The organism is Sphingobacterium puteale, assembly GCF_003627955.1.
GTDB lineage: Bacteria > Bacteroidota > Bacteroidia > Sphingobacteriales > Sphingobacteriaceae > Sphingobacterium > Sphingobacterium puteale.
The window spans coordinates 252,313-277,459 of sequence record NZ_RBWS01000007.1 but is presented as its reverse complement, the minus strand read 5'-3'; the positions used below and the strand labels follow the sequence as shown (position 1 = coordinate 277,459).

Sequence of the window (25,147 nt, the reverse complement as noted above, 5' to 3'; positions counted from 1 at the left end):
TCCGTTTAAAAGAGAGACAATTCGATTGCTAAAGCGGTAGCTTCGGTGATGCTCTTTACCTTTAACTTTGAAAATATCTGTTTTTTATGAAATTTAACGGTGTCAATAGACACATAGAGCCTGTCTGCAATCTGATCCATTGTAAGCCCTTGTGCCGAAAAAATCAAGATATCCTTTTCTCGCGGTTTTAATTTTACACGCGGTGTTTCCACCCAGATATCTTTACCCAGATCATATTCAAATTGTCTTCCATCTTCATCTGATTTAAACCTGATGTTTCCGGCATTTGGATGTGATGATATAGAAACTAAGCAAAGTGCAATCCATGGATTTGCGTTGTTGTCTAAAAGTAAAGGTTTCAATTTGTGGTTTACCAATAATGGTTTGCTGCCGGGTTGCTTCAGATGAAAATCGTATGAGATGGAATACTTTAAACGCTCTTCGGCGGCTAATTTATCATAGAAATCAAAGCCAACATCATTTATTTTCTTTAATAAATGAAGATCATTTTCTGGAACATTACTTACATAATGACGATAGCCCTCTTTCATGACTTCCTTGGGGGAACTTCCGCATAAAAAAATGGGATTGTCAGAAACAAATAAAAAACTCTTTTTTGAGTAATCTATCAAATAGATGCTTTGATAAGTTAGTCGACTTAATGATCTTGCGAAATTAATAAATGCGTTTACGATCTCATAATCATCTTTGCTAAAGTTGTCTTTAACATGTATCGGCTTAAAAAAATCTTCAATTTTTATTTTCATAGTGTAAATCACAAAGATGATCTATTGTCGCTTCGAAATTTCCCATTAGACTAATATTATTTTTGCGCGTAAATTACAATAATAAGCTTTCAGTCTAAGGTAATTAACAAAAACAGGTTTTTCTTACCTTAAGTCTGTTTGGGACTTTGGGTAAAAGAGTATCTGATTTTTCTTGTTAAACTCTTGTAAAATAGTTGACTAATATTCTACACAAATGGGTAGAATATTAGTCAACATGATAAAATGTTGTATTTTACTTTGTATCTTTAATTTTGTCAAAGCAATTAATATGATATAAATATACTCTATTGGATTCAAATACCCAATGGTTGGCTTTGCTTTTAATGGAAATTTTTAATGCGATACCAAATCGTAACAAAATAACTCTAATTGTTTCAATCCTCTTCTTCTGATGCTAAATGATCATGCTATATTTTATGCTGTGGGCATTAAAAAGTATGATAACTCCTTGATTGATCTCTTTTAATTAATTATTTCATGTATATACATTTTGTTTTTTTCTTGTTTGATATTATTGTTATTTATGGTAATATTGTATACTTTATCTAATATTTTAGGTGTTTATTCTGTTTCTAGGTATTTTTTTAGTTGTTTTTTATGTGTATACAATGTTGTTTCTAGGATGATCTGCTTTATTGATAGATGGTTTTTATTTTTTTCATCTTCATTCTAATACAAGCAATAAGTAGAAACGAGTAACTGGCTGAACAAAAAGACTCGCATATTTTTTATTCTAAAATCCATCAATTATGAAAAAGTATTTTCCCATTATCATTCTCATGGGCTTGTTGTTGATCTCAGGGCGATTTGTTTTGGGGCAGGAGAATACTGTTTGGCAACTGGGGAACCCAGATGGCTCCAGTAAGGAATTCGCCTTGGCTCCGCATGATTATAAGGAATTTCTCGGACATGATTTTGGTTATGAGGATAAATACTTTATTGTCGGGCAGTCTTGTTTATCCCGGGATCTTCCCTATGTGTTGCCCGGACCTGCTAATGAATGGGGTGGAACAGGCGGAACTTCTGGTCTGAGAACCCACTTTTTGAATTTATACAGTGTCTTAAGTGGAAACGTTGAAAATGGGAAATGGGCCCTGGAGGTAAAATTAGCAAATAACGATCCCAAAAATAAACCAACCCTACAGATCGCAGTCAATGGTAAATCTTATAATTACGAACTGAAGAATGGGGACGGGCCTGTCGATCCGGTAGGTACAGGTTCGAAGTCCAGCGCTTCTACGATACGGATCGCGTTACCCGAGCATCTAATTTCGGAGGGATTTAACCAGGTTACGCTTACTGTAATAAAGGGAGGATGGGTTGAGTTTGACTCCTTTAAATTATTGGGGCCTCAACAGGTGAAATTGCTAAGAGATTACACTTCCATAATCAAAAAGGTATGGCAATCGGATTTTGAACTGAAAAAAGGAAACGAGCGCATACAGTATATGCTCGTTGATCTCTTGAAATTGAAAGATGATGAGCGTATAAAAGTGTTGTTGGATGGAAAGAAAATCTATGATAAAACTCATGAGAAGGGCTTATCTCGGCTTGAGATTCCAATGCCTTATGTATCGAAAGAGGTACGAAGTAAATATGCGATATATATCAACGATAAACTAATTCAAACATCTTCTATAAAACGATCTCCCAAAAGATTGGGTGGGGTTTCGGATTATGTCAACACCATGATAGGGGCTGCGCATTCTAGATGGATGCTGGCACCTGGTCCATGGATGCCATTTGGAATGGTGAAGATCAGTCCGGATAACCAGAATATTGGTTGGCAGGCTGGTTATGAACCTTCAATAGAATCTATTGGAACATTTAGCCATATACACGAATGGACAATGGCTGGACTAGGGACATTTCCGACAGCAGGCCAATTGAAAACTAGTGTCGGAGACCAATATAGTACGCATTCAGGTTACCGTTCGGCAATAGATAAGGCAAGTGAACAGGCTCCATTGGGGTACTATTCCGTTCATTTACTTGACCAGGATATTGACGCAAAGCTAACTGCGGGTACACGATCCAGTTTTCAGCAATATACTTATCATAAATCGGATACCGGACGTGTGATGATTGATCTTAAAGTAAACGGGGAATATGATTATAAGATCAAAGATCTTTCCCTTAAAAAGGTCTCTGATTATAAGGTTATTGGCTACAGTAGCCAGTTGTCCGAAAATGTCTGGTCTACCGATGCGAAACAAGATTATATTGTCTATTTCGTCATGGAGTTTGATAAACCGATTATCAATTTCGGAACTTGGCATGACGGTAAAATAACAACTAAGTCTGATCTGGTTGCTGACAGTGCTCAATTTGCCGGTATGTATGTTGAATTTGATGTCCGCAAAGATAACGAGGTACAATTGCGGACCGGGATTTCCTATGTCAGTATCGCCAATGCTGCAGAAAATCTGAAAACAGAACTTTCAGATCCATTTGGATGGTCTTTTGAACGTGTGGTCGCCAACCAACGTCAGGTTTGGAATGAATTATTGGGGCGCCTGGAGATAAAAAGTGATGACTATTTGGAAAAAGAGAAGTTTTACACAAATATGTATCGAACCTTGGCCAGTCGTAATACATTTAGCGACGTCAATGGGCAATGGCGGTCTTCGGATGAAGAGATCAGAACGATGAAACATCCGGAAGATCTGGCCTTGGGCTGTGATGCTTTTTGGAATACATTCTGGAACTTAAATCAGTTTTGGAACTTGGTTACCCCAGAATGGTCAAATAAATGGGTGCGATCACAGTTAGCTATGTATGATGCCAATGGTTGGCTGGCAAAAGGACCGGCTGGGATGGAATATATTCCAGTGATGGTTGCTGAACATGAGATTCCTTTGATCGTGGGGGCATACCAGATGGGAATACGCGATTACGATGTCACAAAGGCATTTGAAGCGGTACAGAAAATGCAGACAACGAGTCCGCTGAAATTTGAAGGTGGCTTTGCTGGTAACCGGGATCTGGATGTTTATCTGAAGTATAAGTATGTGCCTTATGACCTGGGTCGTTTCTCAAATTCCCTGGAGTATAGTTTTGACGATTGGACTGTAGGACAATTTGCAAAATCCTTGGGAAAGGAAAAGGAATACAATTATTTTAATGATAGAGGTAGCTGGTGGAAGAATGCGATAGATGTTAGAAGTGGCTATGCGCGGATGAAAGATGCCAAGGGTGAATGGTATCAGGACTTTGATCCATTTAAATCTGGAGCCAATCATCATTATGTTGAAGGAAATGCATGGCAGTTGACATTCTTTGTACCTCAGGATATCCCAGCATTGGCTAAAATGATTGGTGAGGATGTGTTTCTAAAGCGTTTGGAATGGGGGTTCGGAGAAAGTGAAAAATGGCGGTATAATGGACCAAATGATCAATACTGGGATTATCCGGTTGTGCAGGGGAATCAACAGTCTATGCATTTTGCTTATATTTTTAACTGGTTGAACAAACCATGGCTTACACAAAAATGGAGCCGGTCTATCGGTGAACGCTATTACGGACAGGGTATTTCTAACGCATACCTGGGAGATGAGGATCAAGGGCAGATGAGCGCTTGGTATATCATGAATGCCATAGGACTATTTCAGCTGGACGGAGGGACACGAACAAAACCAATTTACGAAATTGGTAGCCCGTCTTTTGAAGAAATTAGAATTAAGCTGGGACGGCAATATGGGCGCGGAGATCAATTCACTATTAAAGCTAAAAATGCAAGCAAAAAGAATATGTATGTGCAGCGCGCAACTCTAAACGGTAAACCGCTGCAGACATTCTATTTTGACGCTGCGGAATTGCTAAAAGGAGGTGAACTAGTTTTGGAAATGGGGGATAAGCCGAATATGCAATGGGGCTTGTCACATTAATCATGTATCACTGAGATGGGCTTTAATGGGAGATTATATCTTCAGATTGTAGCTTTCTGCAACCAACGGCACCGATTGTTAAAGTTTGGTTAAACATAGAAGAACTGGATAACAAAGCTCGGGGAATGGCGTTATCAATGTAGTTTTCATAATTTAGGTTAATAATTGGTTAGTTAGTAAAAATCCTGAAGTTCCCCGCTTCAGGATTTTTTTGTTGCATGATCTTTCTCCTTGAATCTAATCCGCATTAGCGTCTGTGTTTTGATCATATTACTATCCTTTAAGCTAACTAGGAGCTTGATGAATTCGAGTCTATTTTTACTCTTGCTAAATCCTATTAACATTTGTAAAATGATAGATATAAGTTTAGCGGATATTTGTAAATCTTTGGTATTATCTGTAGTATTGTGACCACACTAAAAAATGTGCAATCTGCTGTTTATTGTATCAGAAAAAAGTAGATTGTCTTTATCAAGATGATATGATCAAGTTTATCCGTTATTTTCTTTTGGGATTATTTGTTTGGGAGCAAGCGTCTGCGCAAAAACTGCCAACAGACTATGTGAATCCTTTTATTGGTACCAGTAACTACGGCACGACCAATCCCGGTGCTCAGGTACCCCATGGTTTAATGAATGTGTCTCCCTTTAATGTGATGGGATCATCACTTAATGCCTTCGATAAGGATGCACGTTGGTGGTCTACACCTTACGAACATAGCAATAGCTATTTCACCGGTTTTTCACATGTCAATCTAAGTGGTGTAGGTTGTCCTGATATGGGAAGTTTGTTACTGATGCCAACTGCCGGAAAACTAGAAGTTGACTACCATCAGTATGGAAGTACTTATACACAGGAAGAGGCCCATCCGGGTTATTATAGCAATGTGTTAAAAAAATACGGTATCAAAACCGAAACATCCGCAACTGCTCGTGTGGGATTATCTAAATTTACTTTCCCTAAAGGGCAGGCTAATATTCTGCTTAATTTAGGTGAGGGACTGACGAATGAAACCGGTGCCACAGTTCGTTATGTCAGTGATACGGAACTTGAAGGTTCGAAATTATTGGGTTCATTCTGTTATACCAATAATCAGGCTGTATATCCTATTTTCTTCGTGATGCGCGTGAATAAAAAGCCTACAAAGAAAGGGTACTGGAAATTTCAGCGTGCGGGCGAAAAATGGGAAAACGACTGGAACAAGGATGCTGGTAAATACAAAATTTTTACCGACTATACGAACCAATTATCTGGAGATGACCTTGGCGCGTTCTTAAGCTTCGATGTCCAGGAAAATGAAAGTGTGGAGGTTCAGTTGGCCGTGTCTTTCGTGAGTGTTGAAAATGCCCGAAAGAATCTGGAAGCCGAGCAACCTAGTTTTGGATTTGAGCGGGTCAGGACACAAGCTTCATCTCTGTGGAATAATGAATTATCAAGAATTCAGGTTGAAGGAGGTACTGAAGATCAAAAAACGGTATTTTATACGGCTATGTATCATGCCATGATTCATCCAAATATTTTACAGGATGTGAATGGCGAATATCCGGCTATGGAAAATAGAAAGACCCTTGTCGCAAATCATAATCGTTACACCGTATTCTCTTTATGGGATACGTACAGAAATGTACAGCCGCTCATGTCGCTGGTCTATCCAGATAAACAGGTAGGAATGATTCGTTCCATGATTGACATTTATAAAGAAAATGGATGGATGCCTAAGTGGGAACTTTATAGCCGTGAAAGCTATACCATGGACGGTGATCCAGCAGTACCTGTGATCGTAGATGCCTGGATGAAAGGCATTCGGGACTATGATATAAATACGGCTTATGAGGCTTTTTTGAAGTCGGCGACAACAACGGATTCGACGAATCGAATCCGTCCGGACAATGCCGATTATGTCAAGTACGGTTATGTTCCTCTTCGCGATTCTTTTGATAATTCAGTTTCTCATGCGATTGAGTACTATGTTGCTGATTGGAATTTAGCGCAGTTGGCCAACTCGTTGGGAAAAACTAAAGATGCACAAACTTTTAGTAAGAGAGCACAGGGGTACAAACATTACTATTCTCCAGAATATGGAACCTTTAGACCTATTCTTCCCAATGGATCGTTTTTGACGCCTTTCAATCCATTGATGGGGGCTAATTTTGAGCCTAACCATGGTTTTCATGAAGGGAATGCCTGGAATTATAGCTTTGCGATACCATTTGACATTCCTGGTTTAGTCCAATTGATGGGCGGTAAGAAGAAATTTGTGAACAGATTGCAGGCCACCTTTGATAAGGGGTATTTTGATGTGACCAACGAACCTGACATGCTTTATCCACATGTTTTTTCGGAGATAAAAGGCGAAGAATGGCGTACACAAAAATTGGTTAAGCAGATTTTGGATAAGCATTTTACGAATAGCCCGAGCGGGATACCAGGCAATGATGATACAGGAACAATGTCGACTTGGGCATTAATGAATATGATAGGGATTTACCCTTTTTGTCCCGGCAGACCAGATTATACGATCGTTACTCCGGTATTTGATAAAGTAACTATTCAGCTTGATAAAAAGTATTACCCTAAGTCTGATCGTGTGACCATTAGACGCCAAAAAGAGGGCAATGGAGAATTCATCAAAAAAATTATCGTCGATGGAAAGCCACTAGGAGGTTTTAAGATAAGCCATCAAGTTTTGGTCAGTAGCAAAAATATACTGATTGTTACCGGAGACAGATAAACCACAATGCAAATTAAAGAAGCTATCTACACGATGAAATATATGAAATACCTGGCATGCACAGGTTTATTGGGAATCTTGGCTTGTGCGTCACAGAAGGACTCCGCAGAAGGTTCGTATGTAAAAGCTGTTAATCCATTTATTGGAACAGATTTTACGGGTAACACCTATCCTGGAGCACAATCGCCCTTTGGTATGGTGCAATTGAGTCCGGATAATGGATTGCCCGGTTGGGATCGTATTTCGGGATATTTTTATCCCGATAGCACAATTTCAGGCTTTAGTCATACCCATTTAAGTGGGACGGGAGCTGGGGATCTATATGATATATCGTTTATGCCAGTTACATTGCCTTACCATGAGGCTGAGGCGCCTTTGGGTATTTATTCCAAGTTTTCACATCAAAATGAACAAGCACATGCGGGATACTATAAAGTAAAGCTGACAGATTACAATATTGATGTGGAGCTAACGGCAACCCCACGATGCGGTATCCAGCGTTACACATTTCCTGAAGCCCAGTCAGCTATTTTTTTGGATCTGAAAAAAGCGATGAATTGGGACGCTACCACGGATTCCTATATAGAGGTGGTCGATTCGGTCACTGTACGTGGCTACCGATTTTCTGAAGGCTGGGCCAGAGGGCAACGTGTCTATTTTGAAACCCGATTTTCAAAGCCTTTCCAAGCAGTTCATATAGACAGCTCGGCAATACAATCAAGTGCTGACAGCATAACAAAAATGACCAAACGTATTGGTACGGCTTTCAAGGCACGTTTTGATTTTAAAACATCTACTGGTGAACAAGTAACGCTCAGTACAGCCCTCTCAGGGGTAAGTATGGACGGTGCTTCCAGAAATCTGAAAGCCGAGGTGCCAACAGATGATTTTGATCACTATTTAAACCAAGCTGAAAATAGCTGGAACAATGAGCTTGGTAAGATTGCTATTCAGACCGCGGACAAAGAAACTAGAGTAAAGTTCTATACAGCATTGTACCATTCAATGCTGGCCCCTACCATATTTGGAGATGTAGATGGCGCTTATTTTGGCGCGGATAGAAAAGTACATCAGGCCGAAGGTTGGACCAATTACAGTACTTTTTCGCTTTGGGATACCTACCGTGCTTCACATCCTCTATTTACTTATCTTGATCCAAATCGGGTAAATGATATGGTGAAATCATTTATTGCGTTTTACGAACAGCATGGTCGCTTGCCGGTATGGAATATCTATGGCAGTGAAACCGATATGATGATTGGCAATCATGCAATCCCAGTTATTGTGGATGCTTATCTGAAAGGAATAGGTGATTTTGATGTCAATAAAGCACTGGAAGCTTGTGTGGCAACAGCAAACATAGATAGCTACAGAGGTATTGGGTTGTATAAAAAGCTGGGCTATGTACCTTATGATGTTTTGGATAAATACAATGCGGAGAACTGGTCTTTGTCACGCACACTTGAATATGCATTTGATGATCATTGTATTGCGGTTATGGCGGATAAAATGGGAAACAAGGCGGTGGCAAATACCTTTTTTGCAAGAGCAAAAAATTATAAAAATGTCTATAATCCTGCTACGTCATTTATGCAACCCCGGGACAGTCATGGAGCTTTTGTAACGCCATTTGATCCGGAAGAATACAGTGCACATATCTGTGAAAGCAATGCTTGGCAATACTTCTGGTCTGTTCAACACGATATCCCGGGATTGATCGATCTCGTCGGCGGAAATGAGCGCTTTGGGCAAAAATTGGATAGCATGTTTACCTTCCATCCATCAGATACCAGTAAACTGCCTATCTTCAGTACGGGCATGATCGGACAATATGCACATGGAAATGAACCAAGTCATCACGCCATATATTTGTTTAATGCAATTGGGCAACCATGGAAAACACAGCAATATGCTGCTGAAGTGATGGAAAAACTCTATCTAAATAATCCGTCAGGGTTAAGCGGGAATGATGATTGCGGACAGATGTCTGCTTGGTATGTATTCAGTGCGCTGGGTTTTTATCCAGTAGATCCAGTGAGTGGAAGGTATGAAATCGGTACGCCATTGTTTGAACATAGCGAATTTAAACTTGCGAATGGGAAAAAGTTTACTATTAAAGCAGATCATGTAAATAAAACCAATATTTACATCCAGTCGGTTACTTTGGATGGAAAACCTCTTGAAACAAGTTATATCACACATGAGCAGATCATGTCCGGAGCCACCCTTGTTTTCCAAATGGGAAGCAAGCCTGGTCCGGTGTGGTACAGAAAATAGCCGGAAGCAATATCATTGTTTTTGCCGTCAGAACCTCCAATAAGTTAACAGTTATTGGAGGTTTTTTTGCGAATAACGATACTATTCAAGATTTTTATAAAAGTAGGTTGTACTACAGGGGGTACCATTAGGGAAAAGTGCATAATTGGGAATGTTTCCCACGACTTTCCAGCCACATTTTAAGTACAAAGCATGAGCCGGGCTATCTGTTACAGTATCTAGTACCAGTAGTGATTTTCCATTTTTTTTCGCAATTAATTCAAGATGTTGCAATAGATTTTCCGCTATACCAAGACGTCGAAAAGCGGAATGCACCAACATTTTTGCCACGTCCGCCCGATGCGGCTGATTTTGGGGAAGGTCAATTTGTAATTGCACGGTCCCAACGATCTGGTCCGAAGAGCTGTCTTTTGCAACAAGTAGCACTGTTTTTTCTTGCTGGACCTTTGCCAGGACATTGTTCCAGAATTCACTTGCTTTTTCTTCGCTTATGTCCTGCATAAAGCCTACAGAGGCCCCTCCTTGGACAATATCCAATGTTAAAGCCACCAGGTCGGAAACGACGCTGTTATTTACTTCCTTTAGTTCTTCAATGTGGATACTTCTCTTTTCAGAAATATGCATAGTTATTTTATCATTTTTATTAACGTGAAATAATTGCTTTTTAATTGAGAAATAGGATGACTGCTTCATGATGCAGGGCGGCCATCTGATAAAATGTTTTTAGGTCTTCGAAGTATTGAAGCAGATATTCTAATGCATTTTCATCATCCCAGATATCTGGGTATATATCTTTTTCAAGCATGGTAGCCGAGTCAAAACGTTGCGTTAGTTCATCTATAGAAATTTCCTGTAACGCTAAATCTATCTGTTTAGTTTGTTCTATATCTGTATAGGTTGCTGGGCCATAGCCCATGTCCTGATTGCGATCGACGTCATTGGGGCCAACTAATAGCCAGGATAACGGTGGAGCAGCCTGATCGTATGTACCGATTGATTCTCCTGTCAATAAAAAGAAAATACCTTCCCAAGCTTTATCAATATCTATTAAATTGTCCAAATGTATAGCTTCTTTGCTATATACCATTTTTCTTAATGAACGACTATCAGTGAGAAAACTATTCAATGTTTCCAAATTGACACGAAGGAAATTTTGTACCATGCTCATGATCTTTCGATTTTGGTTGACTGCTTTTTGTTTTCTGGCTTACAGAAGGATGTAACACTGTTGGTTGTATTGAAAATATGATCTGCAGAAATATTAATTATTGCTCCGTGTAAATGCAAAATAAATAACATAAAACCACCCCAAGATAGCATGGATCAGTGCCCAGAGAATAGATTTGTTGCGGTCCCACGAAGTGACGACGGCAATGACAGAACCAAGTCCAATTCCAGATTGCGTAATTGTTTGGGTCGTTGAACGGCTAATTTCTTGTCCGAAAACCATGCTCGACATTCCGATGAACATGATCAATAAAGCTAATTGTTTCATCTGTATAAATTCTTCATAAGTGTTGGTCTCATCGGTATAAATGAGCTCGTTTCACTCGGTTTGAATAAATCATGATGGTTTCATCGTATTTTATTCAGTTCTTTTCGTTTTTTGATTCGTCATCGATTTTCTTGATTCGTCCAAAATCATCGGTCTTCTGATTTGGTCTATATTCTTTTTCTAAGTTCCGTAATTCTTCCTTAAGAAACAAGCTGTTGCGCTTGACTTGTTTTACAGTATTTGCTAATCGGGTAATTATTGGTGGTATCGTTTGGGTAAAATTGTACCCAAATGATAGCGAATCTTAAAAAACAGGTAACGAATATTAACTGCCTTACAGAGCTTGTTTTGAAAATGCGTTATTTGTTGAAAAATTGAGCTATGAGAATTATTATTTTGACATTAATCATCAGTACATTCGCATTGACATCCTGTGGTGGTAATTTGGACTTCGGATATAATGAGAAGATTGCCCGCCTTTTTTATAGTTGTAAAGAAAAGTTGGATGAAAGCTACAATAAATTGCTGGAAGGAGAATATGATGCGGATAGAACGGATGAATTATCCTACGAAATGAAGCTTAAAGAGGTACAGGCGCTGAGCAGCTATATCAAAGGAATAAAGAGTGAAGTTAATGCATTAAAGCCTAGTGAGGCTGCGAAGAGCTTCCATTTGACGACAATAGCTTACATGACGAGAATTACAGATGGTTATGGTACGTTATTGGTCAAATATGTGGATGAGCAGAAAAAAGGTGCCAGACAGGCCTTGTTAAGAGATATTACTGATGAAAAAGCTAAAATAGAAGTCTTGGCAGATACTTGTTTGGAGAAACAGGTTGAGTTTTTAAATAAGATGGGGATAAAAGTTGCTGATGCGCAATAAGATAATTAATGAAACATTATTTTTAGCCAATGAGAACGTGCTTAATAATTGATAAAGTTTATTTAATGCTGGTTTTATTTCTACTTGTTATCTCCTGTAAAAGTAAAGCCATAAAACAAGCTATCAGGCCTCCCGATCAACTGGAAACTGTACGACCGGATTGGCTAGCTCAAAAGTATGATCGAGTAATGAATATTGAAGATCGTCAGGTAGCACGATTAGAGGGCAATTATTTATTGGATTTGCCATTGCAGTTTAATGCAGATTCAATAGAAGTATTTTATTTGAGCGCAAAGATCCCAATAGAACTTTTTAAGAAATCATCTGCATTTTATCCTGAATTACAAAAATTTATTCTGATTGTTCCTGATTGGAAGTTTTACAGTGAAGTCAGTAAAACGGCTTCAAAAAGTGGAAGGTGCGTGGAACCAGAAACGACAAATTTTTATTATTATATCAGACGGGAAGAGGACATTGTAAAAGTTGATAGCGTTCGGCTTGGGGGATTGGAAAATCCAGTGATTGATTTTGCTAAACCTACGGTGCCCGAAAACCTATTAACAGTATATTGGAAGGAAAGCTATGGTTCTGTCTGCTGCCCTCGTGATCCCATGTGGGATATCGCTGATCAGGATAGCTCTTTTATCCGAAGTTTTGAGGAAAGAAATAAATTCAGGGTAACTACAGGCCGATATATTCAAATGCAAGGAAAAGAAGGTGAAAATAGTATATATTATACATTGCCGGGATTGACAACAGCACAGCGATTGCAATTTTTGCTTGAGAAGCGTGCACAATGGAGATTAAATAGCGAAGCCAAGAAAATACCACTTTCAACCAACTTGTTTACACCTCAATTGCAGGAGATGATAACAACAGGTTTTAACAAGCTTGAAGAAATGCCGTAGCAGATAAGAAAATAATGTTGAGTTGGAGATTTCCGTTTTTAAAATGTACCTGTTCAAAGTATAGGGGTTATATAACAGTTGATAAATAAGCATAATTTTGAAATAGTATGAGAATAAACAATCCATATAAAATTGTAGGCATAGTGGCAACAATTGTACTTATAGGCAGCTCCTGTCGGGGACAGGAGGCAACCAAAGCTGCTAAAGGAGGTGTTGAAGACACTGTTTTACCTATCGGTCAATTAAAGGGAAAGTATAATGCGATAGAAGATATCTGGGAAAATCCAGATACTGCTTACGAACAATTTATACGATTTGATGGCGAAAGTCTAGCGACTTTCCATCGAACGGATGCCAATGGCGATTTAGGAACTGTTGGCATAGTTGATAAAACAGGAAAGGTTATTGTACAGCCTAACTATTTCAGTACTACGACAAAACCACATTTTGGCTTTTTTGAAGTACAAGATAGCAAACAACGTGTAGGGTTGATCAATGAGAAAGGCGTGGAGGTTGTTTCGCCTCAGTATGAGTCTATCTTTTTGGATGCCAGTCTTATGGCGATTGATAGTACAGTTATCAAAGTTGCGAAAGATGGCAAACAAGGATTTATTGATTATAACGGTGCTATTGTGGTTCCTTTTAAATATCAGGTTTTGGATGTTGCGGGTAAAAATAGAATCATGTATATGGAATCACCACAGCATTGGGGATTGATGGATTACAATAGCAAAATAATGACCGATCCTGTTTTTACATTTAGCAATATTTTTGTCGACGGAAAAATGGTGTTGCAACAGGCCGATGGCGAAGAGTATACACTCTATGAAGACGGGAAAATCGTTAAGAAATAATTGTTGCCTGAAATAAGAAAGTGCTATTTCCAGAGCGGGAATAGCACTTTAATGAATAGATTGTCTTTATGATTGTGTACATTATAGACTAACGAGTGATTAGTTAATCCAGTAGCTGTATTTCAAATATTTTGTCCCAATTTTTTCCTGTAAGAAAAAAGGTATTTGATTTTTTATTGTACGCAATTCCGTTTAATACATCCAGATCAACATGTTGTGTCACGTTTTCCCGTAATTTGGAAAGATCGACTAAACCTTCGATAGCCCCTGTTTTCGGGTCGATGATACCCATGACATCTTCCATAAAGAAATTAGCATAAATCTTTCCTTTTACCCACTCCATTTCGTTTATTTGGTTAACGATTTTCTCATTTGTGGCAACACGGATATAATCAATTTTAGAAAAGTCATTGGGATTGAGTAGATAGATATTTTCTGAACCGTCGGACATATACAAATTTTTGCCATCCGAGGTCAGTCCCCATCCTTCCATGTTTTTGAAATATGGCAGTGTTTTTATTGTCTTTAGGGTTGCCATATCATAGACATAGGCAAGATTGCTTTTGTACGTCAATTGATATAATTTCCCATTTAATATGGTCGCACCCTCACCAAATATTGAATCTGCTAATTCGATCTTTTTGATTGGTTGTCCGGTGGTGGGATTGACGATGCGGATACTTGACTTACCTTTATTTCCACTTAACCCAACGCCATTGCCTGTACTTTCCATCAAGTTGTCTCCAAAGAACTCCAGTCCTTGTGTGAAAGCTTTGATATCATGTGGGTAGGAATTAACTATTCGGTACTTTAAAATTCGAGGTGGGTCTGATGGCAGATAGTCTATGTTGACTGTATTTTCTTCGGATTTTCCAGCATCAAATACAACCGCTTTAATAATTTGCTTGCCAAATTTCTCTCCTGATAATCTATATGTTACTTTATTGTTTTCTGTGACTTTAGCAATCGGGTTATCATTGATATAATAAAGGATGGAATCAATTTTTAAATTAGAAGTATTTGTAATCTGAAACGATAATTCTTCATTTGTTGTATAATCTTGTTTAATCCCCTCGAAGCTAAAGCTTGGGGTATTTTTTGGTAAGTTATCTGGAGACGGTGATGTGGATTTTTTACCGTTTTCTCCGCACCCTATAAAAAGAGATGCTACTGTTAGCAAAAATAGTGAAGTGCTTGTTTTCATTTTTGTAAAGCTTGAAGAGCGTGGGATTTGTTTATACTTAAAGAAAGATAAATATAATTTCAAAAGAAACCTAAATCATTGCTGAAAAAGATTCATTGCGAAAACAATGAAAGGTGTTTTGCACTAAAGTAGTCCTGAAGACCTTGTTGCGGGCATAGCTATACAGAATATGTGAGAGGATAGAATCTGGAGCAGCAGCATTTTGGTAAGTAGGTTTGAGCGACACGAAATAATTTCGTGGGCTCAAACCTTTATTGTTGTTTCTATTGTTTTTTATCCCACCATACTTTGGACAAAAAGGAATCTCCGTTCTGCATTCTGGAAACAGCGTCTTTGAGATTTGTTTGATTTAATTCAGCCTCCTCACTGGAGTAAATAGCTCGACGCGGTATCTGTCTATTGGTGGATCCCGGATTTGGACCAGGTGTCAATTTTGGATAACCTGTACGTCGCCATTCGGCAAATGCTTCCATATCTCTGCCAAATAAACTTATCCATTTTTGAGTAGCGATTTTCTCCATCTTTTGTTCGTCTGTCAATCCATTTAAGTTGATGACATTTTGCTCATAGGATGAGGGAATGGAAGTTAAATTGTATGGTGGAAGGGCAAAGGCTGCTTTGACGCCATCTGTAAAAAATGATTGTGCATTTGTACTTGTCGCGCCCCAACCTAATAATGCAGCCTCGGCTTTGTAAAAACATATGTCTGAGTAGGTCATTGCATAACTCGGTATTGGAGCAAAACTCAAGCTAAACCATGTTGACTTGTTGGCCGTAGAGTAATTTGCTCTGATCAGTTGAGAAAGTTCATTATCGGTTAGTGCTACTCCAATTCCTTGATAAGTAGTAACACCGCCTATGGTAACGGGTTCTGCAAGTAGACCTAAACGGGGATCATTATACTCCTTCAATTTGTTTACCAATGTGTTGGCTAAGTACCGTAAGTCGGCGCTCCCGGTAGTCATCTGCCGTAATATAGGATTTTGATTCTCGGCTTGTGCGTTATTGAATGTAGGAACAGCAGCATTATCGCTGTTACTTGAGATTAACCCAAGTGGAGAAGTCATTGCTTCAGTAACGGTTTTTTGCGCTAATGAGAGGTTGGCATAACGCATTCTCATGCCCAATTTCAGTTTTAAGGAGTTTCCGAATTTTTTCCATTTATCAATATTACCGCCATAGAAAAAATCAGAGGAGCCATAAGATTGATCGCCAACGGTGAGACGTGCTAAAGCGGCATCGACCTTTATAACTAGCGCGGGATAGATATCCTCTTGTTTGTCAAACTTAGGGGTTCGATTAATCTCTTTGCTATCTTTTGTAATTTCCGAATAGGGGATGTCTCCAAATAGATCAGTCAATCGTTGGTATAGATAAACTTCATAAAGTTCGGTTATGGCCAGTTTACTTCTACCTTCGGGACTTTCTTCTTTGCCACTGAGCTCTTTTTTTATCTGAATGATGTTTCTGAGCAAGGTAAAATGCTGCGACCATATCAGGTTTTCTGGTCCTTCAAAATAACGCGATACTGGTACTACAGGCCCACCCGCCCAATGCTGGATCCAAGAGCCAAACTTATTGTTTGGAAGTTCTCCCGACTCCTGAAACGTACCATCACGAAGGATTCTAGCCATAAGCAATGCGGGATCTATTGTTGTCACTGATGTTGGTGGCATATTTATTTTTTCAAAGTCTTTCGTGCAGGCACCAAATGTTGCTACGGAGACAAGAGCGATAACAAATCTGTTTTTTATCATTTTCGTTTTCATAATTCAGTGTTTTAAAGACCAACAGTAAGGTTAATGCCAAAGGTTCTCATCATAGGTAAGGAAGTAGATTCAATACCTATGGAGCTATTGTTTACATTGAAAGCAGAAGCTTCTGGAGAAAAACCATCTGTTTTTCGTTGGAAATAGAATAAGTTTCTACCATATAGGCCCAGTTTCAATGAATTGATCAAGCGATGTGGCATCAGATTTTTCGGGAATGAATAAGAGAGACTGATTTCGCGCATTGCAATATAACTCATATCATTAATCATTTCCTCAGATACCATGACTTCTTTGTCACTAGCTACCATATTCCAATAATCCTGAGCATTCACCTGTTTGCTGTTTTTTGTTCCGGTGCTTGTCCAATTGCCTGCGCCATCTTGTTGTGCAACCATTCCATCAGCGACATAGGTACCCTCACGTCCTTCTAACGTTTTTTTGCTCGTACCATAAATTATTTGTTCTCGATTGGACTGTGAGAAGATCACCCCCCCTTGACGAATATCAACAAGTGCGTATAAGTTGAAGCCTTTGTATTTTAATGTGTTGCCGAAACCCCCTATCCAATTTGGCTGCGCATTTCCAAGATCTGTTTCCACTCTTCCGGCAGTACGTAAAGGGAGCCCAGTCGTTGGATCAATTAATCGGTTTCCATTTTCATCCTTAATCCATGCAAATTGGGTCCCAATAAGCTGACCAAATGGCTTTCCTACTTCGGCGACAACGTTGATTCCTCTATCTGTTGCTAAAAGGAAACTTTCTACACCAGGATAAAGCGATTCAACCTTGTTGCGGTTTCTATTAAAGTTAAACGTTGTATTCCATTCAAATCCTGATTCGGTTTTGAAGGGAGTGGCCCCCAGTACAAATTCGATCCCTCTGTTACTGATTTCTCCGGCATTGATGCGATTTTTTACGTAAAGACTTGATGGTGCTATCGGTACATCTAGAATCTGATTTTTTGTTTTTGCCTGATAGTAAGTAAAGGATAGCGAAAGTCTATTTTTTAAAAACCTGAGATCTGCACCAGCCTCGATAGACGTGGTCAATTCATTCTTTAAGTCGGGATCAGGGATAATTTCGGTATATGAAGCCATCGGTACACCACCGTGTGTATATTGATTCAGACTATACGCGCCCGTTAATTGGTAGGGGTTTCCGGAGCTACCGGCCTGTGCCCAAGAAGCTCGGATCTTGGCGAAAGACAGCGCATCTGACTGCCATTGGAATGCATCAGATAGCACAAAACTGGAACTTATCGAAGGGTAGAAAAATGAATTGTTATTTTTGGATAATGTAGAAGACCAGTCATTGCGCGCCGAAAAGTCGACAAACCAATAATCTTTATAGCTAAATTGGCCTGAGAGGTATACCGAATTGATTTTTGACTCGATAAGATCGAATATATAGGTATTCGTAGTGGTATTATTGATGACAAAAAGATTAGGTACGATAAACTGATTACCAGCGTTTCCTGTCATGCGCAGATATCGACTTTGATGACTTGCCCCCATATTAGCGCTGAGCTTAATGTTATCCGATAAAGTGAAATTAGAGCTGGCAAGGATATCAAAATTATCTTCGCGGGATCGGATAACTTCTTCTCTGATATCGCCTTTTCTGTTTAAGCTCTGATAGGTATTGATCGGTCTATATCGGAATCGCTGATCGGTATAGAAATCGGTTCCTCCTGTTGCTGCTACTTTGAGCCAGGGAGCGAAGTCATAGCTTAGGCGGAGTAATCCAATGATGCGATCGCGGCGATCTTCGTTGTGATTTTCATGGATTGTCCAGAAAGGATTAGCCGTGGAACTATTCGTTGCGTAAGTTTTTTCCAAACCCTCCGTTAAACCGGAAAAACCAAGCTGCCTGCTTATCTCCTGTGCAGTCCACTTATATTGGGACATGATATCATTCCCAAGGCTTCGTGGTTGACTGATAAATAAATAGGCTGGATTATCGGCTGCATCAGCCAATGTTGGTCTATTGTTTCCTTTCTGAGCGATGTAATTTGCTTTTACATCAATATGAAGTTTGTCCGTAATTTTTGCCTGTGTGCGTAAACCAAAATTATTCCTTTTTAAAGTATTGGTCGGGATATATCCCTTCACATCTGTGTTGGCAAAAGAAAAACGGTAATTTATTTTTTCATTACCGCCGTCTACGCTTAAGTTATTGACAAATTGCTTTTCGGTTTGGAAAAATGAGGCATAGGTATCAGGTTTAGGTGTTAGCTGTAGCACATTTCCATAGGCATCTTCATAAGTTTGCCCCTCCATTTTGACTCCCCAGCTGGCACGTGTTGTACGGTCCCGGCCTGCACTCATTTTTGGGATACCACTGTAACCGTTTTTTATGGCATCACTCATGGAAACGATGGTTCCGTCGTCTTTTCGGAAGTGCGTAAATGTGCCGTTAAGTCCTTGACCATATTCATTTTGAAAATCAGGGAGTACCAAACCGTTTCCAAAGGAATAGTCGGTACCATAGCTGAAACGTGTTTTGCCGGCTTTTCCTGATTTTGTTGTAATCAGGATGACACCGTTACTTCCTCTTTGACCATATAGCGCTGCGGCATTGGGCCCTTTTAGGACGGACATGGTCTCTATATCTTCGGGGTTAATATTTCCAATACCGTCGCCATAATCTGTACCACCGGATTGGTTTGGTGCTGAAATGTTTTGATTATCAATCGGTACACCATCGACTACGTAAAGCGGTTGACTATTGCCAACAAGTGAGTTGTTGCCACGAATAACGACTTTTGAAGATCCTCCAGCACCGGAAGCGGCACGGCTTACTTGCACACCGGCGACCTTTCCCGAAAGTGCATTGGCGACATTTGTTTCTTTACCCTGTGTCAATTCATCTCCTTTTAGCTCCGCAACCGTATAGCCCAGGGCCTTTTTCTCCTTTTTAATACCTAGTGCAGTGACAACTACTTCTTGTAGATTTTCCGATACCGATTCCAGACTAACATTGATGGCTAGCTTATCTCTTTCAGAGATGTTGTAATCTGTTAGTTCCTTGGTTTTAAATCCGATGGAGGAAATGGTGATTTGGTATCCTTGACCAGCTGGGATCTGATCAAAAGAAAAGGTTCCATCTGCAGCGCTGGTCGTAGCCCTTTTGAATTTGTTAGTCACATTTTGGATAGTGACCGTTGCGGAGTATATGGGCTTACCCGCTTCGTCGCGGATGACGCCGTTGATCGCTGCCTGCTGTTGTGCATGAACGATTTGATAACTGGTTGCCAAAAGGCCCATTAGTCCAAGACGTAAACCCCAGTTTACATCAGCACGGATATTGGTTCTTAGCATAAACATGGTTAGTAGGCCATGTTTGGAAGGTAAATAATTGTGCATAATTTATGGATTAAATAAGTAAATTATATTTTATTCTGTATGGTTATAATAATGTGGTGGAGTTCTTGTATATCTGATAGTATTTTTCGGAACACGGACGGCTCATTTTCATAGGTGCCACTGTAATATTTGTCTTTGATAGCTTCGGAATCAAATTCAAGCTTGATATTATAGTTTTGACTTATAATATGTAGTAGATCTTTAAGGGCTAGATTTTTGAATATTAGTGTATTTTGTTTTTCGGAATAAAAACCTCTTCTGTTGAATTTGGAAGAATTCATCCGTTCTTCGGCAATAATTTGAAGTTGTCCATGATCGATGGTTATTTCTTCATTTGGTATAAATTCAAGGAGCAGAGGAGGGGAACCTGTTTTATTTTTTAGACTCTTTAATTGGATACGCCCTTCAAATAATCTGACTTTTGTTTGTGAAGATTTTAGCTCATCGACGCTGAATATTGTACCTAATGCGGTTGTTGTTAACCCAGCAGTATGTACATTAAACGGCCTTGACTTGTCTTTGGCAACAACAAACTTTGCCTTTCCTTTTAAATGAATATCACGGGTAGACAGCGAAGAAAAGTTATCTGCAAATTTAACTTCCGAATTAGGATAAAGTTCAATTTTTGATCCGTCAGGAACATCTATCTGCATCGGCGAATTGCCAGAATTAATATAATAGAAGTTGCTTGGGGACTCCAATTTCGGAGTTTGTTTTTTTTGGACAGAAGTAATCGTAGGCGTATTTGTTGTTGTCTTCCAATATTGAAAAGATTCCCAGCCTAGTGTTCCGACAAGTAAAAGTATCGCAGCATACTTCAGTAGGGTATAGATCCGTTGTTTTGTATCCCTGATCGTAATTTTTTTGATCAGGGATTGTTTGATTGAGTCATGCTGTTCAAAAGCTATATCTTCTTCTATATTATGCCATTCGCTTACTGGAAGCCAATCATCCAAATTTAGTTGGTTATTATCCAATGCAGTTTGAACCGCTTTAACTTCTTCGGTATTTGATTCTCCGCGGAGATATTTTTCGACGAGTTCTTTCGTAATCTTCATACATATTGATTACGATTGAAAATAGGGTATCCCCCAAAAGAAAATTAAAAAAGATTTAGCATCAGTATGGAGAGCAATAATGCTTTTCTGATCGCTTTTAGCGCAAGAGCAATTTGGTTTTCTACCGTCTTGGATGAAATGGAGAGTTTATCTGCGATTTGCTTATGGGATAGATTGGAATAGCGGCTCAACATAAAGATCTGTTTTCGCTTTTCGGGCAATTGATTAATTATATGTTGTAATGTGGTTTCAAGCTGTTTGGCATAGTAATCATCTTGTGGGGAATAGCGCTGAATGAGCTCATTTTCTGCCTGAAGAAGTTTCTTTCTGTTATATTCTTCTTTGATCAGATCCAAAATTGTTGTTCTTGCAATACAAAAGATCTGGGATTCTACAGTAGCGTCAATATTTTTTTCATTTAAGTTTTTCCAAAGCTTAATAAAAACACGCTGTACAGTCTCTTCGGCTAAATAAGAGGATCTGGTTTTATTGAACGCATATTGGTATACTTTGGGACTCCATTGATCATAGTATCCTTCCAATGTTTGGATATTTAGCGAATAATTGATTCCCATAGTGTAGACTTGGAATCTCTAATATAGCTAAACTAAATCATTTAATATAAATTTGGACAGCGTTTTTCTAATGGCCAAAACGTTAGTGTGATGAGACTTGTTTCTAAAGAAATCTGCAGTGTAACATTTTTATATTTCTCACCATGTTAAAATATTATTTGGAGGTTGAACTATTGCCCTAGTTTCAATTGTTATAACGTTATGAAGGCTCTATATTTTTCAGGCACAAGCGGAATTCTGTTGCCCTACAGGAACAAAAGCTATTACCCTAAAGATTTCAAGGATAGGAGCAGGCTCGCTGTATATAGTCTGTTGTTCAATTCTTTGGAGGTAAACAGCACGTTTTACAAGATACCCCGCAGGGAAACTATTGGACGATGGTCTCAGGAAACGAGTGATAACTTTCGTTTTACTTTTAAGCTTTGGAAGGGAATTACGCATCAAAAGGATTTAATGTTTGACCATAGTGATGTTGTTAAATTTTTGGATGTCATTAGTGCTGTGGATAAAAAGAAGGGATGTTTGTTGATACAATTACCCCCATCAACCAAATTTTCCTCGCTGACCAATTTAGATAAGCTTTTAAGATGTATTGCAACTGATAAACGGAGTTTGGATTGGCAAGTATGCATTGAGTTTCGTCATCAGTCCTGGTATCGCATGGAGACAATGGCACTGTTAAATTCTTATGGTATGAATTTGGTATTACACGATAAAGATGGCAGCGGAATAAACAGACAATATATCGGTAATGATATGATTTATATACGTTTTCATGGACCAAAAGGTGATTATAAGGGAAGTTATGAAGATGCCGTATTATATGTATATAGTGGTTATATCAAAGGATGGTTGGCTGAAGGAAGAGAAGTCTATGTTTATTTTAACAATACCATCGGCGCTGCTATTGCCAATCTCAGAACATTAGAAGAATATATTAAAAGATTATAATATATGGATTGTTCAAAAGATACTCCCACGAATATATTCTTTCCCCATATAACCATCCCAATTTTCATGGTCACGCATAATGTGGTGATAGACTGTGGCTAGAGCCTGCATCTTAGTGAATAAAGGAATGCCTTTTCGGATACAGTCATAGTCTGTATAAATTCCATTGCAATCATTCCATTGAAGCCATTGGAGCAACTCTTGTCGTTTCATAAGTGAGAGCCGATCAAAAAGTGTTTTATCTTTTAAATCAAGCAGCTGATAGCGCCAATCCTTCCGTTGCGACTCCATTGCGATGATTTTTGGTAATTGATAACCGATAATCTGTTTGATGAAAGATTCCATAATTTGAGCAATTAATTGTTAAACATAAGTTGTATTGGACCATTGGAAATGCTATTAAACTGCTTTTTTGTATGATTGCGCAAGATCTCTCTATAGGTATATTCTACAGCCTTTGATTTGCAAAGAGGTTTTACACCGTTATCCATACATTTACGGTCAGTGTAGTTGCCTTTTGGGTTATGCCATTGTAACCAATCAACGAGTACCTCCCGATCCATCACTTCAAGTCGTTGAAGTAAACCATTTATTTCACTTTCTTTAAGTTGCTCACGCCAATCGGACCATATCGATCGTGATGTGAATTCTCTGTTTGCTCTGAATTTATTTTCCATCGTGTTTTTATACCTTTTTTGTCGGACTTTATTTAGAATATCAACTTTATTTAAATTACCAGCTTGCTTATAATCGAGTTTCCAAGTTTACTTTTCATAAATAACGCAATCTGTTGGAGGAGTTCAGGGCTAACTTCGGGGACTCTTTCCAAGTCTCGAATAAACCATTTTTGAATCACAGGATAATGCTTAAGAACGGGATCAAATTTTACGACTTCAGCCCTAGATGATTTACCTTCAGGATCGTAATATGACCAAAGTACAATAAAGATTGTATGGGGATCCTCATCCGGATAGGGGGTGTGGAAGCGAACAATATCGCCAACATGTAATTCCTTATTGTCAAATTCTTTTGCCTGTTCCATAAAGACCTTGTCTAAAATTGATATTCAAATATACTAAAAATATTAGTTTTGTAAAATTTTATTTATTTTTTTTGCTAAATATATTGATGGTCGAAACCAGGACGCTTTGGCTTCTTTTCTATCGATGAAAAATGAACGATAAAAGGGATTTTGCTTATCGGTTTGGTGGGTAATTTCTTTTTTTGAGCTAAACGCAGTTTTTACAACTGCTTATTCTTCGTAGAACGTAGACATTCCCCAGCATAAGTGGATGGAAAGTAATGTGAGGCTGGAATAATTGTTATTATTCAACAATAATATACAAGGGGTCTTTTGAGGAGCACTTAAACGGAAGAAATAATGGTATCAGTTTTTCAGAAATGAAACAAGGGGTGTGAAAAATCGGTCGAAAGCTTCAATATGGGGCAGGTGTCCAACGTTGTCGAGTTCGACGAGTTTTGATCCTTTGATTTTTTGTCGTGTTTCCTTTCCTAAATATTTATACAGTCCCATTTTTGCGGCTACTTTAGGATCCTTTACGTTGGCTTTACCGATCGCAGTTCTATCTCGCGTACCGATGATGAGCAGAGTAGGTGTTTTTATATGCTGAAATTCATAAACAACAGGTTGGGTAAAGATCATGTCTGATGTTTTGGCATTTACCATGGCAACGATGGAATAATCCTTAGCTTTTGTCCAGCCTGTAAGTAGGTACACCCATTCATCATATTCCGGCTTCCATTTGTTGTCGTAATAGAATGCGCTTTGGTACTTTTTTGCAGATTCATATCCAGCTTTTAATTCCGTTTGAAAATTTTGGTCGATGGAAGTGTAGGGAGCGACAAGTTTCCAGTCTTCCAGCCCAATGGGATTTTCTAAAACAAGTTTTTCCACAGTTTCGGGATACATTAATGTAAACCTCGTGGCAAGCATTCCGCCCATGGAGTGACCAAGTAAGGCGACCTTGTCAAGCCCCAGCTTGTCTAATAGCAATTTTGTGTTTTGCGCTAGCTGCTGAAAAGTAAACTGATAAGCTGTGGGTTTTGAAGATTTACCAAATCCAATCTGATCAGGTATTATAACGCGATACCCAGCCGAATTTAGCGCCTGAATGGTTGTTTTCCAGTATGCTCCGTTGAAATTTTTGCCGTGGAGTAGCAACACGGTATGACCATTAGGTTGTTGCGAGCTGACATCCATATAGGCCATTTTTATTTCTTCACCCTGACTCTTTAAATTTAAGTAATGTACTTCATAAGGGTATTGATAATTATTGAGCATAATATCCAGTACAGGGCGATCTGTCTGCGCATTTGATAACGAATAGACGAGACTGAGCAGTACAAGAGCGAGCTGTTTTATCAATGATTTCATTT

Annotated in this window: 20 protein-coding genes; 7 read left to right on the top strand and 13 right to left on the bottom strand. The window is 38.9% G+C overall.

The genetic code is table 11. The features are described 5' to 3' along the window. Positions 1-5: 5 nt before the first annotated feature. The gene (locus D7322_RS10315; RefSeq protein WP_121123890.1) at positions 6-767 is read right to left on the bottom strand and encodes a response regulator transcription factor; all 762 of its coding nucleotides are present in this window, start codon (positions 765-767) and stop codon (positions 6-8) included. 770 nt (positions 768-1,537) lie between these two features. Between D7322_RS10315 and D7322_RS10310 the strand changes: the two genes are divergently transcribed. The 3 genes from D7322_RS10310 (at position 1,538) to D7322_RS10300 (ending at position 9,683) form a co-directional block, all read left to right on the top strand. Beyond that, positions 1,538-4,675 carry a GH92 family glycosyl hydrolase gene (locus tag D7322_RS10310; RefSeq protein WP_121123888.1) on the top strand — a complete coding sequence of 1,046 codons (3,138 nt, stop codon included), beginning with the start codon at positions 1,538-1,540 and terminating at the stop codon, positions 4,673-4,675. Between the two features lie 481 nt (positions 4,676-5,156). Further along, complete coding sequence (locus D7322_RS10305; RefSeq protein WP_121123886.1) at positions 5,157-7,406, top strand: GH92 family glycosyl hydrolase; 2,250 nt, start codon at positions 5,157-5,159, stop codon at positions 7,404-7,406. 6 nt (positions 7,407-7,412) lie between these two features. Then, positions 7,413-9,683: a GH92 family glycosyl hydrolase gene (locus tag D7322_RS10300; RefSeq protein ID WP_220700057.1), complete on the top strand. Its 2,271-nt coding sequence runs from the start codon at positions 7,413-7,415 to the stop codon at positions 9,681-9,683. 81 nt (positions 9,684-9,764) lie between these two features. On the opposite strand, the gene D7322_RS10295 is transcribed toward D7322_RS10300, so the two are convergent. The 3 genes from D7322_RS10295 to D7322_RS10285 all read right to left on the bottom strand — a co-directional run bounded on the left by D7322_RS10295 (position 9,765) and on the right by D7322_RS10285 (position 11,178). Beyond that, entirely contained in the window at positions 9,765-10,307 is a 543-nt protein-coding gene (locus D7322_RS10295; protein WP_121124108.1) for a GNAT family N-acetyltransferase, read from the bottom strand. A gap of 40 nt (positions 10,308-10,347) precedes the next feature. Next, complete coding sequence (locus D7322_RS10290; protein ID WP_121123884.1) at positions 10,348-10,851, bottom strand: YfbM family protein; 504 nt, start codon at positions 10,849-10,851, stop codon at positions 10,348-10,350. 93 nt (positions 10,852-10,944) lie between these two features. Then, entirely contained in the window at positions 10,945-11,178 is a 234-nt protein-coding gene (locus D7322_RS10285; protein ID WP_121123882.1) for a hypothetical protein, read from the bottom strand. A gap of 381 nt (positions 11,179-11,559) precedes the next feature. Here D7322_RS10285 and D7322_RS10280 point away from each other — a divergent pair, with 381 nt between their 5' ends. The 3 genes from D7322_RS10280 (at position 11,560) to D7322_RS10270 (ending at position 13,825) form a co-directional block, all read left to right on the top strand. After that, the gene (locus D7322_RS10280; protein ID WP_121123880.1) at positions 11,560-12,063 is read left to right on the top strand and encodes a hypothetical protein; all 504 of its coding nucleotides are present in this window, start codon (positions 11,560-11,562) and stop codon (positions 12,061-12,063) included. Between the two features lie 65 nt (positions 12,064-12,128). Beyond that, positions 12,129-12,971, top strand: coding sequence for a hypothetical protein (locus D7322_RS10275; RefSeq protein WP_245971310.1), 843 nt, complete (start codon positions 12,129-12,131; stop codon positions 12,969-12,971). 107 nt (positions 12,972-13,078) lie between these two features. Continuing rightward, a complete protein-coding gene (locus D7322_RS10270) occupies positions 13,079-13,825 on the top strand; it encodes a WG repeat-containing protein (RefSeq protein WP_121123878.1) in 747 nt (248 codons plus the stop codon). A gap of 103 nt (positions 13,826-13,928) precedes the next feature. Here D7322_RS10270 and D7322_RS10265 read toward each other — a convergent pair whose 3' ends face one another. The 5 genes from D7322_RS10265 to D7322_RS10245 all read right to left on the bottom strand — a co-directional run bounded on the left by D7322_RS10265 (position 13,929) and on the right by D7322_RS10245 (position 21,799). Continuing rightward, positions 13,929-15,029 (bottom strand): glutaminyl-peptide cyclotransferase, encoded by a 1,101-nt coding sequence (locus tag D7322_RS10265; RefSeq protein WP_121123876.1) that lies wholly within the window; start codon positions 15,027-15,029, stop codon positions 13,929-13,931. A gap of 263 nt (positions 15,030-15,292) precedes the next feature. Continuing rightward, positions 15,293-16,798: a SusD/RagB family nutrient-binding outer membrane lipoprotein gene (locus tag D7322_RS10260; protein ID WP_121123874.1), complete on the bottom strand. Its 1,506-nt coding sequence runs from the start codon at positions 16,796-16,798 to the stop codon at positions 15,293-15,295. An 11-nt stretch (positions 16,799-16,809) separates the two neighbouring features. Beyond that, positions 16,810-20,166: a SusC/RagA family TonB-linked outer membrane protein gene (locus tag D7322_RS10255; RefSeq protein ID WP_245971309.1), complete on the bottom strand. Its 3,357-nt coding sequence runs from the start codon at positions 20,164-20,166 to the stop codon at positions 16,810-16,812. Between the two features lie 23 nt (positions 20,167-20,189). Then, complete coding sequence (locus D7322_RS10250; RefSeq protein ID WP_121123870.1) at positions 20,190-21,224, bottom strand: FecR family protein; 1,035 nt, start codon at positions 21,222-21,224, stop codon at positions 20,190-20,192. A 44-nt stretch (positions 21,225-21,268) separates the two neighbouring features. Then, on the bottom strand, positions 21,269-21,799 hold the full coding sequence (locus D7322_RS10245) for a sigma-70 family RNA polymerase sigma factor (RefSeq protein ID WP_121123868.1): 531 nt from the start codon (positions 21,797-21,799) through the stop codon (positions 21,269-21,271). Between the two features lie 201 nt (positions 21,800-22,000). Here D7322_RS10245 and D7322_RS10240 point away from each other — a divergent pair, with 201 nt between their 5' ends. Beyond that, positions 22,001-22,750 carry a DUF72 domain-containing protein gene (locus tag D7322_RS10240; RefSeq protein WP_121123866.1) on the top strand — a complete coding sequence of 250 codons (750 nt, stop codon included), beginning with the start codon at positions 22,001-22,003 and terminating at the stop codon, positions 22,748-22,750. A 12-nt stretch (positions 22,751-22,762) separates the two neighbouring features. Here D7322_RS10240 and D7322_RS10235 read toward each other — a convergent pair whose 3' ends face one another. The 4 genes from D7322_RS10235 to D7322_RS10220 form a co-directional block, all read right to left on the bottom strand. Further along, positions 22,763-23,095 carry a hypothetical protein gene (locus D7322_RS10235; RefSeq protein WP_121123864.1) on the bottom strand — a complete coding sequence of 111 codons (333 nt, stop codon included), beginning with the start codon at positions 23,093-23,095 and terminating at the stop codon, positions 22,763-22,765. Positions 23,096-23,106: 11 nt separating this feature from the next. Further along, positions 23,107-23,427, bottom strand: coding sequence for a hypothetical protein (locus D7322_RS10230; RefSeq protein WP_121123862.1), 321 nt, complete (start codon positions 23,425-23,427; stop codon positions 23,107-23,109). A gap of 50 nt (positions 23,428-23,477) precedes the next feature. Next, entirely contained in the window at positions 23,478-23,792 is a 315-nt protein-coding gene (locus D7322_RS10225) for a hypothetical protein (RefSeq protein ID WP_121123860.1), read from the bottom strand. A 345-nt stretch (positions 23,793-24,137) separates the two neighbouring features. After that, on the bottom strand, positions 24,138-25,145 hold the full coding sequence (locus D7322_RS10220; protein ID WP_121123858.1) for an alpha/beta fold hydrolase: 1,008 nt from the start codon (positions 25,143-25,145) through the stop codon (positions 24,138-24,140). Positions 25,146-25,147: the final 2 nt, after the last annotated feature.

Excerpts from the sequence above, each read along its gene's own strand:
- D7322_RS10280 (WP_121123880.1), top strand. The coding sequence starts at position 11,560 with ATGAGAATTATTATTTTGACATTAATCATCAGTACATTCGCATTGACA.
- D7322_RS10220 (WP_121123858.1), bottom strand. The coding sequence starts at position 25,145 with ATGAAATCATTGATAAAACAGCTCGCTCTTGTACTGCTCAGTCTCGTC.
- D7322_RS10245 (WP_121123868.1), bottom strand. The coding sequence starts at position 21,799 with ATGGGAATCAATTATTCGCTAAATATCCAAACATTGGAAGGATACTAT.
- D7322_RS10255 (WP_245971309.1), bottom strand. The coding sequence starts at position 20,166 with ATGCACAATTATTTACCTTCCAAACATGGCCTACTAACCATGTTTATG.
- D7322_RS10230 (WP_121123862.1), bottom strand. The coding sequence starts at position 23,427 with ATGGAAAATAAATTCAGAGCAAACAGAGAATTCACATCACGATCGATA.
- D7322_RS10295 (WP_121124108.1), bottom strand. The coding sequence starts at position 10,307 with ATGCATATTTCTGAAAAGAGAAGTATCCACATTGAAGAACTAAAGGAA.
- D7322_RS10300 (WP_220700057.1), top strand. The coding sequence starts at position 7,413 with ATGCAAATTAAAGAAGCTATCTACACGATGAAATATATGAAATACCTG.
- D7322_RS10305 (WP_121123886.1), top strand. The coding sequence starts at position 5,157 with ATGATCAAGTTTATCCGTTATTTTCTTTTGGGATTATTTGTTTGGGAG.
- D7322_RS10260 (WP_121123874.1), bottom strand. The coding sequence starts at position 16,798 with ATGAAAACGAAAATGATAAAAAACAGATTTGTTATCGCTCTTGTCTCC.
- D7322_RS10225 (WP_121123860.1), bottom strand. The coding sequence starts at position 23,792 with ATGGAACAGGCAAAAGAATTTGACAATAAGGAATTACATGTTGGCGAT.
- D7322_RS10235 (WP_121123864.1), bottom strand. The coding sequence starts at position 23,095 with ATGGAATCTTTCATCAAACAGATTATCGGTTATCAATTACCAAAAATC.
- D7322_RS10290 (WP_121123884.1), bottom strand. The coding sequence starts at position 10,851 with ATGAGCATGGTACAAAATTTCCTTCGTGTCAATTTGGAAACATTGAAT.
- D7322_RS10275 (WP_245971310.1), top strand. The coding sequence starts at position 12,129 with ATGCTGGTTTTATTTCTACTTGTTATCTCCTGTAAAAGTAAAGCCATA.
- D7322_RS10265 (WP_121123876.1), bottom strand. The coding sequence starts at position 15,029 with ATGAAAACAAGCACTTCACTATTTTTGCTAACAGTAGCATCTCTTTTT.
- D7322_RS10285 (WP_121123882.1), bottom strand. The coding sequence starts at position 11,178 with ATGAAACAATTAGCTTTATTGATCATGTTCATCGGAATGTCGAGCATG.
- D7322_RS10315 (WP_121123890.1), bottom strand. The coding sequence starts at position 767 with ATGAAAATAAAAATTGAAGATTTTTTTAAGCCGATACATGTTAAAGAC.
- D7322_RS10240 (WP_121123866.1), top strand. The coding sequence starts at position 22,001 with ATGAAGGCTCTATATTTTTCAGGCACAAGCGGAATTCTGTTGCCCTAC.
- D7322_RS10310 (WP_121123888.1), top strand. The coding sequence starts at position 1,538 with ATGAAAAAGTATTTTCCCATTATCATTCTCATGGGCTTGTTGTTGATC.
- D7322_RS10250 (WP_121123870.1), bottom strand. The coding sequence starts at position 21,224 with ATGAAGATTACGAAAGAACTCGTCGAAAAATATCTCCGCGGAGAATCA.
- D7322_RS10270 (WP_121123878.1), top strand. The coding sequence starts at position 13,079 with ATGAGAATAAACAATCCATATAAAATTGTAGGCATAGTGGCAACAATT.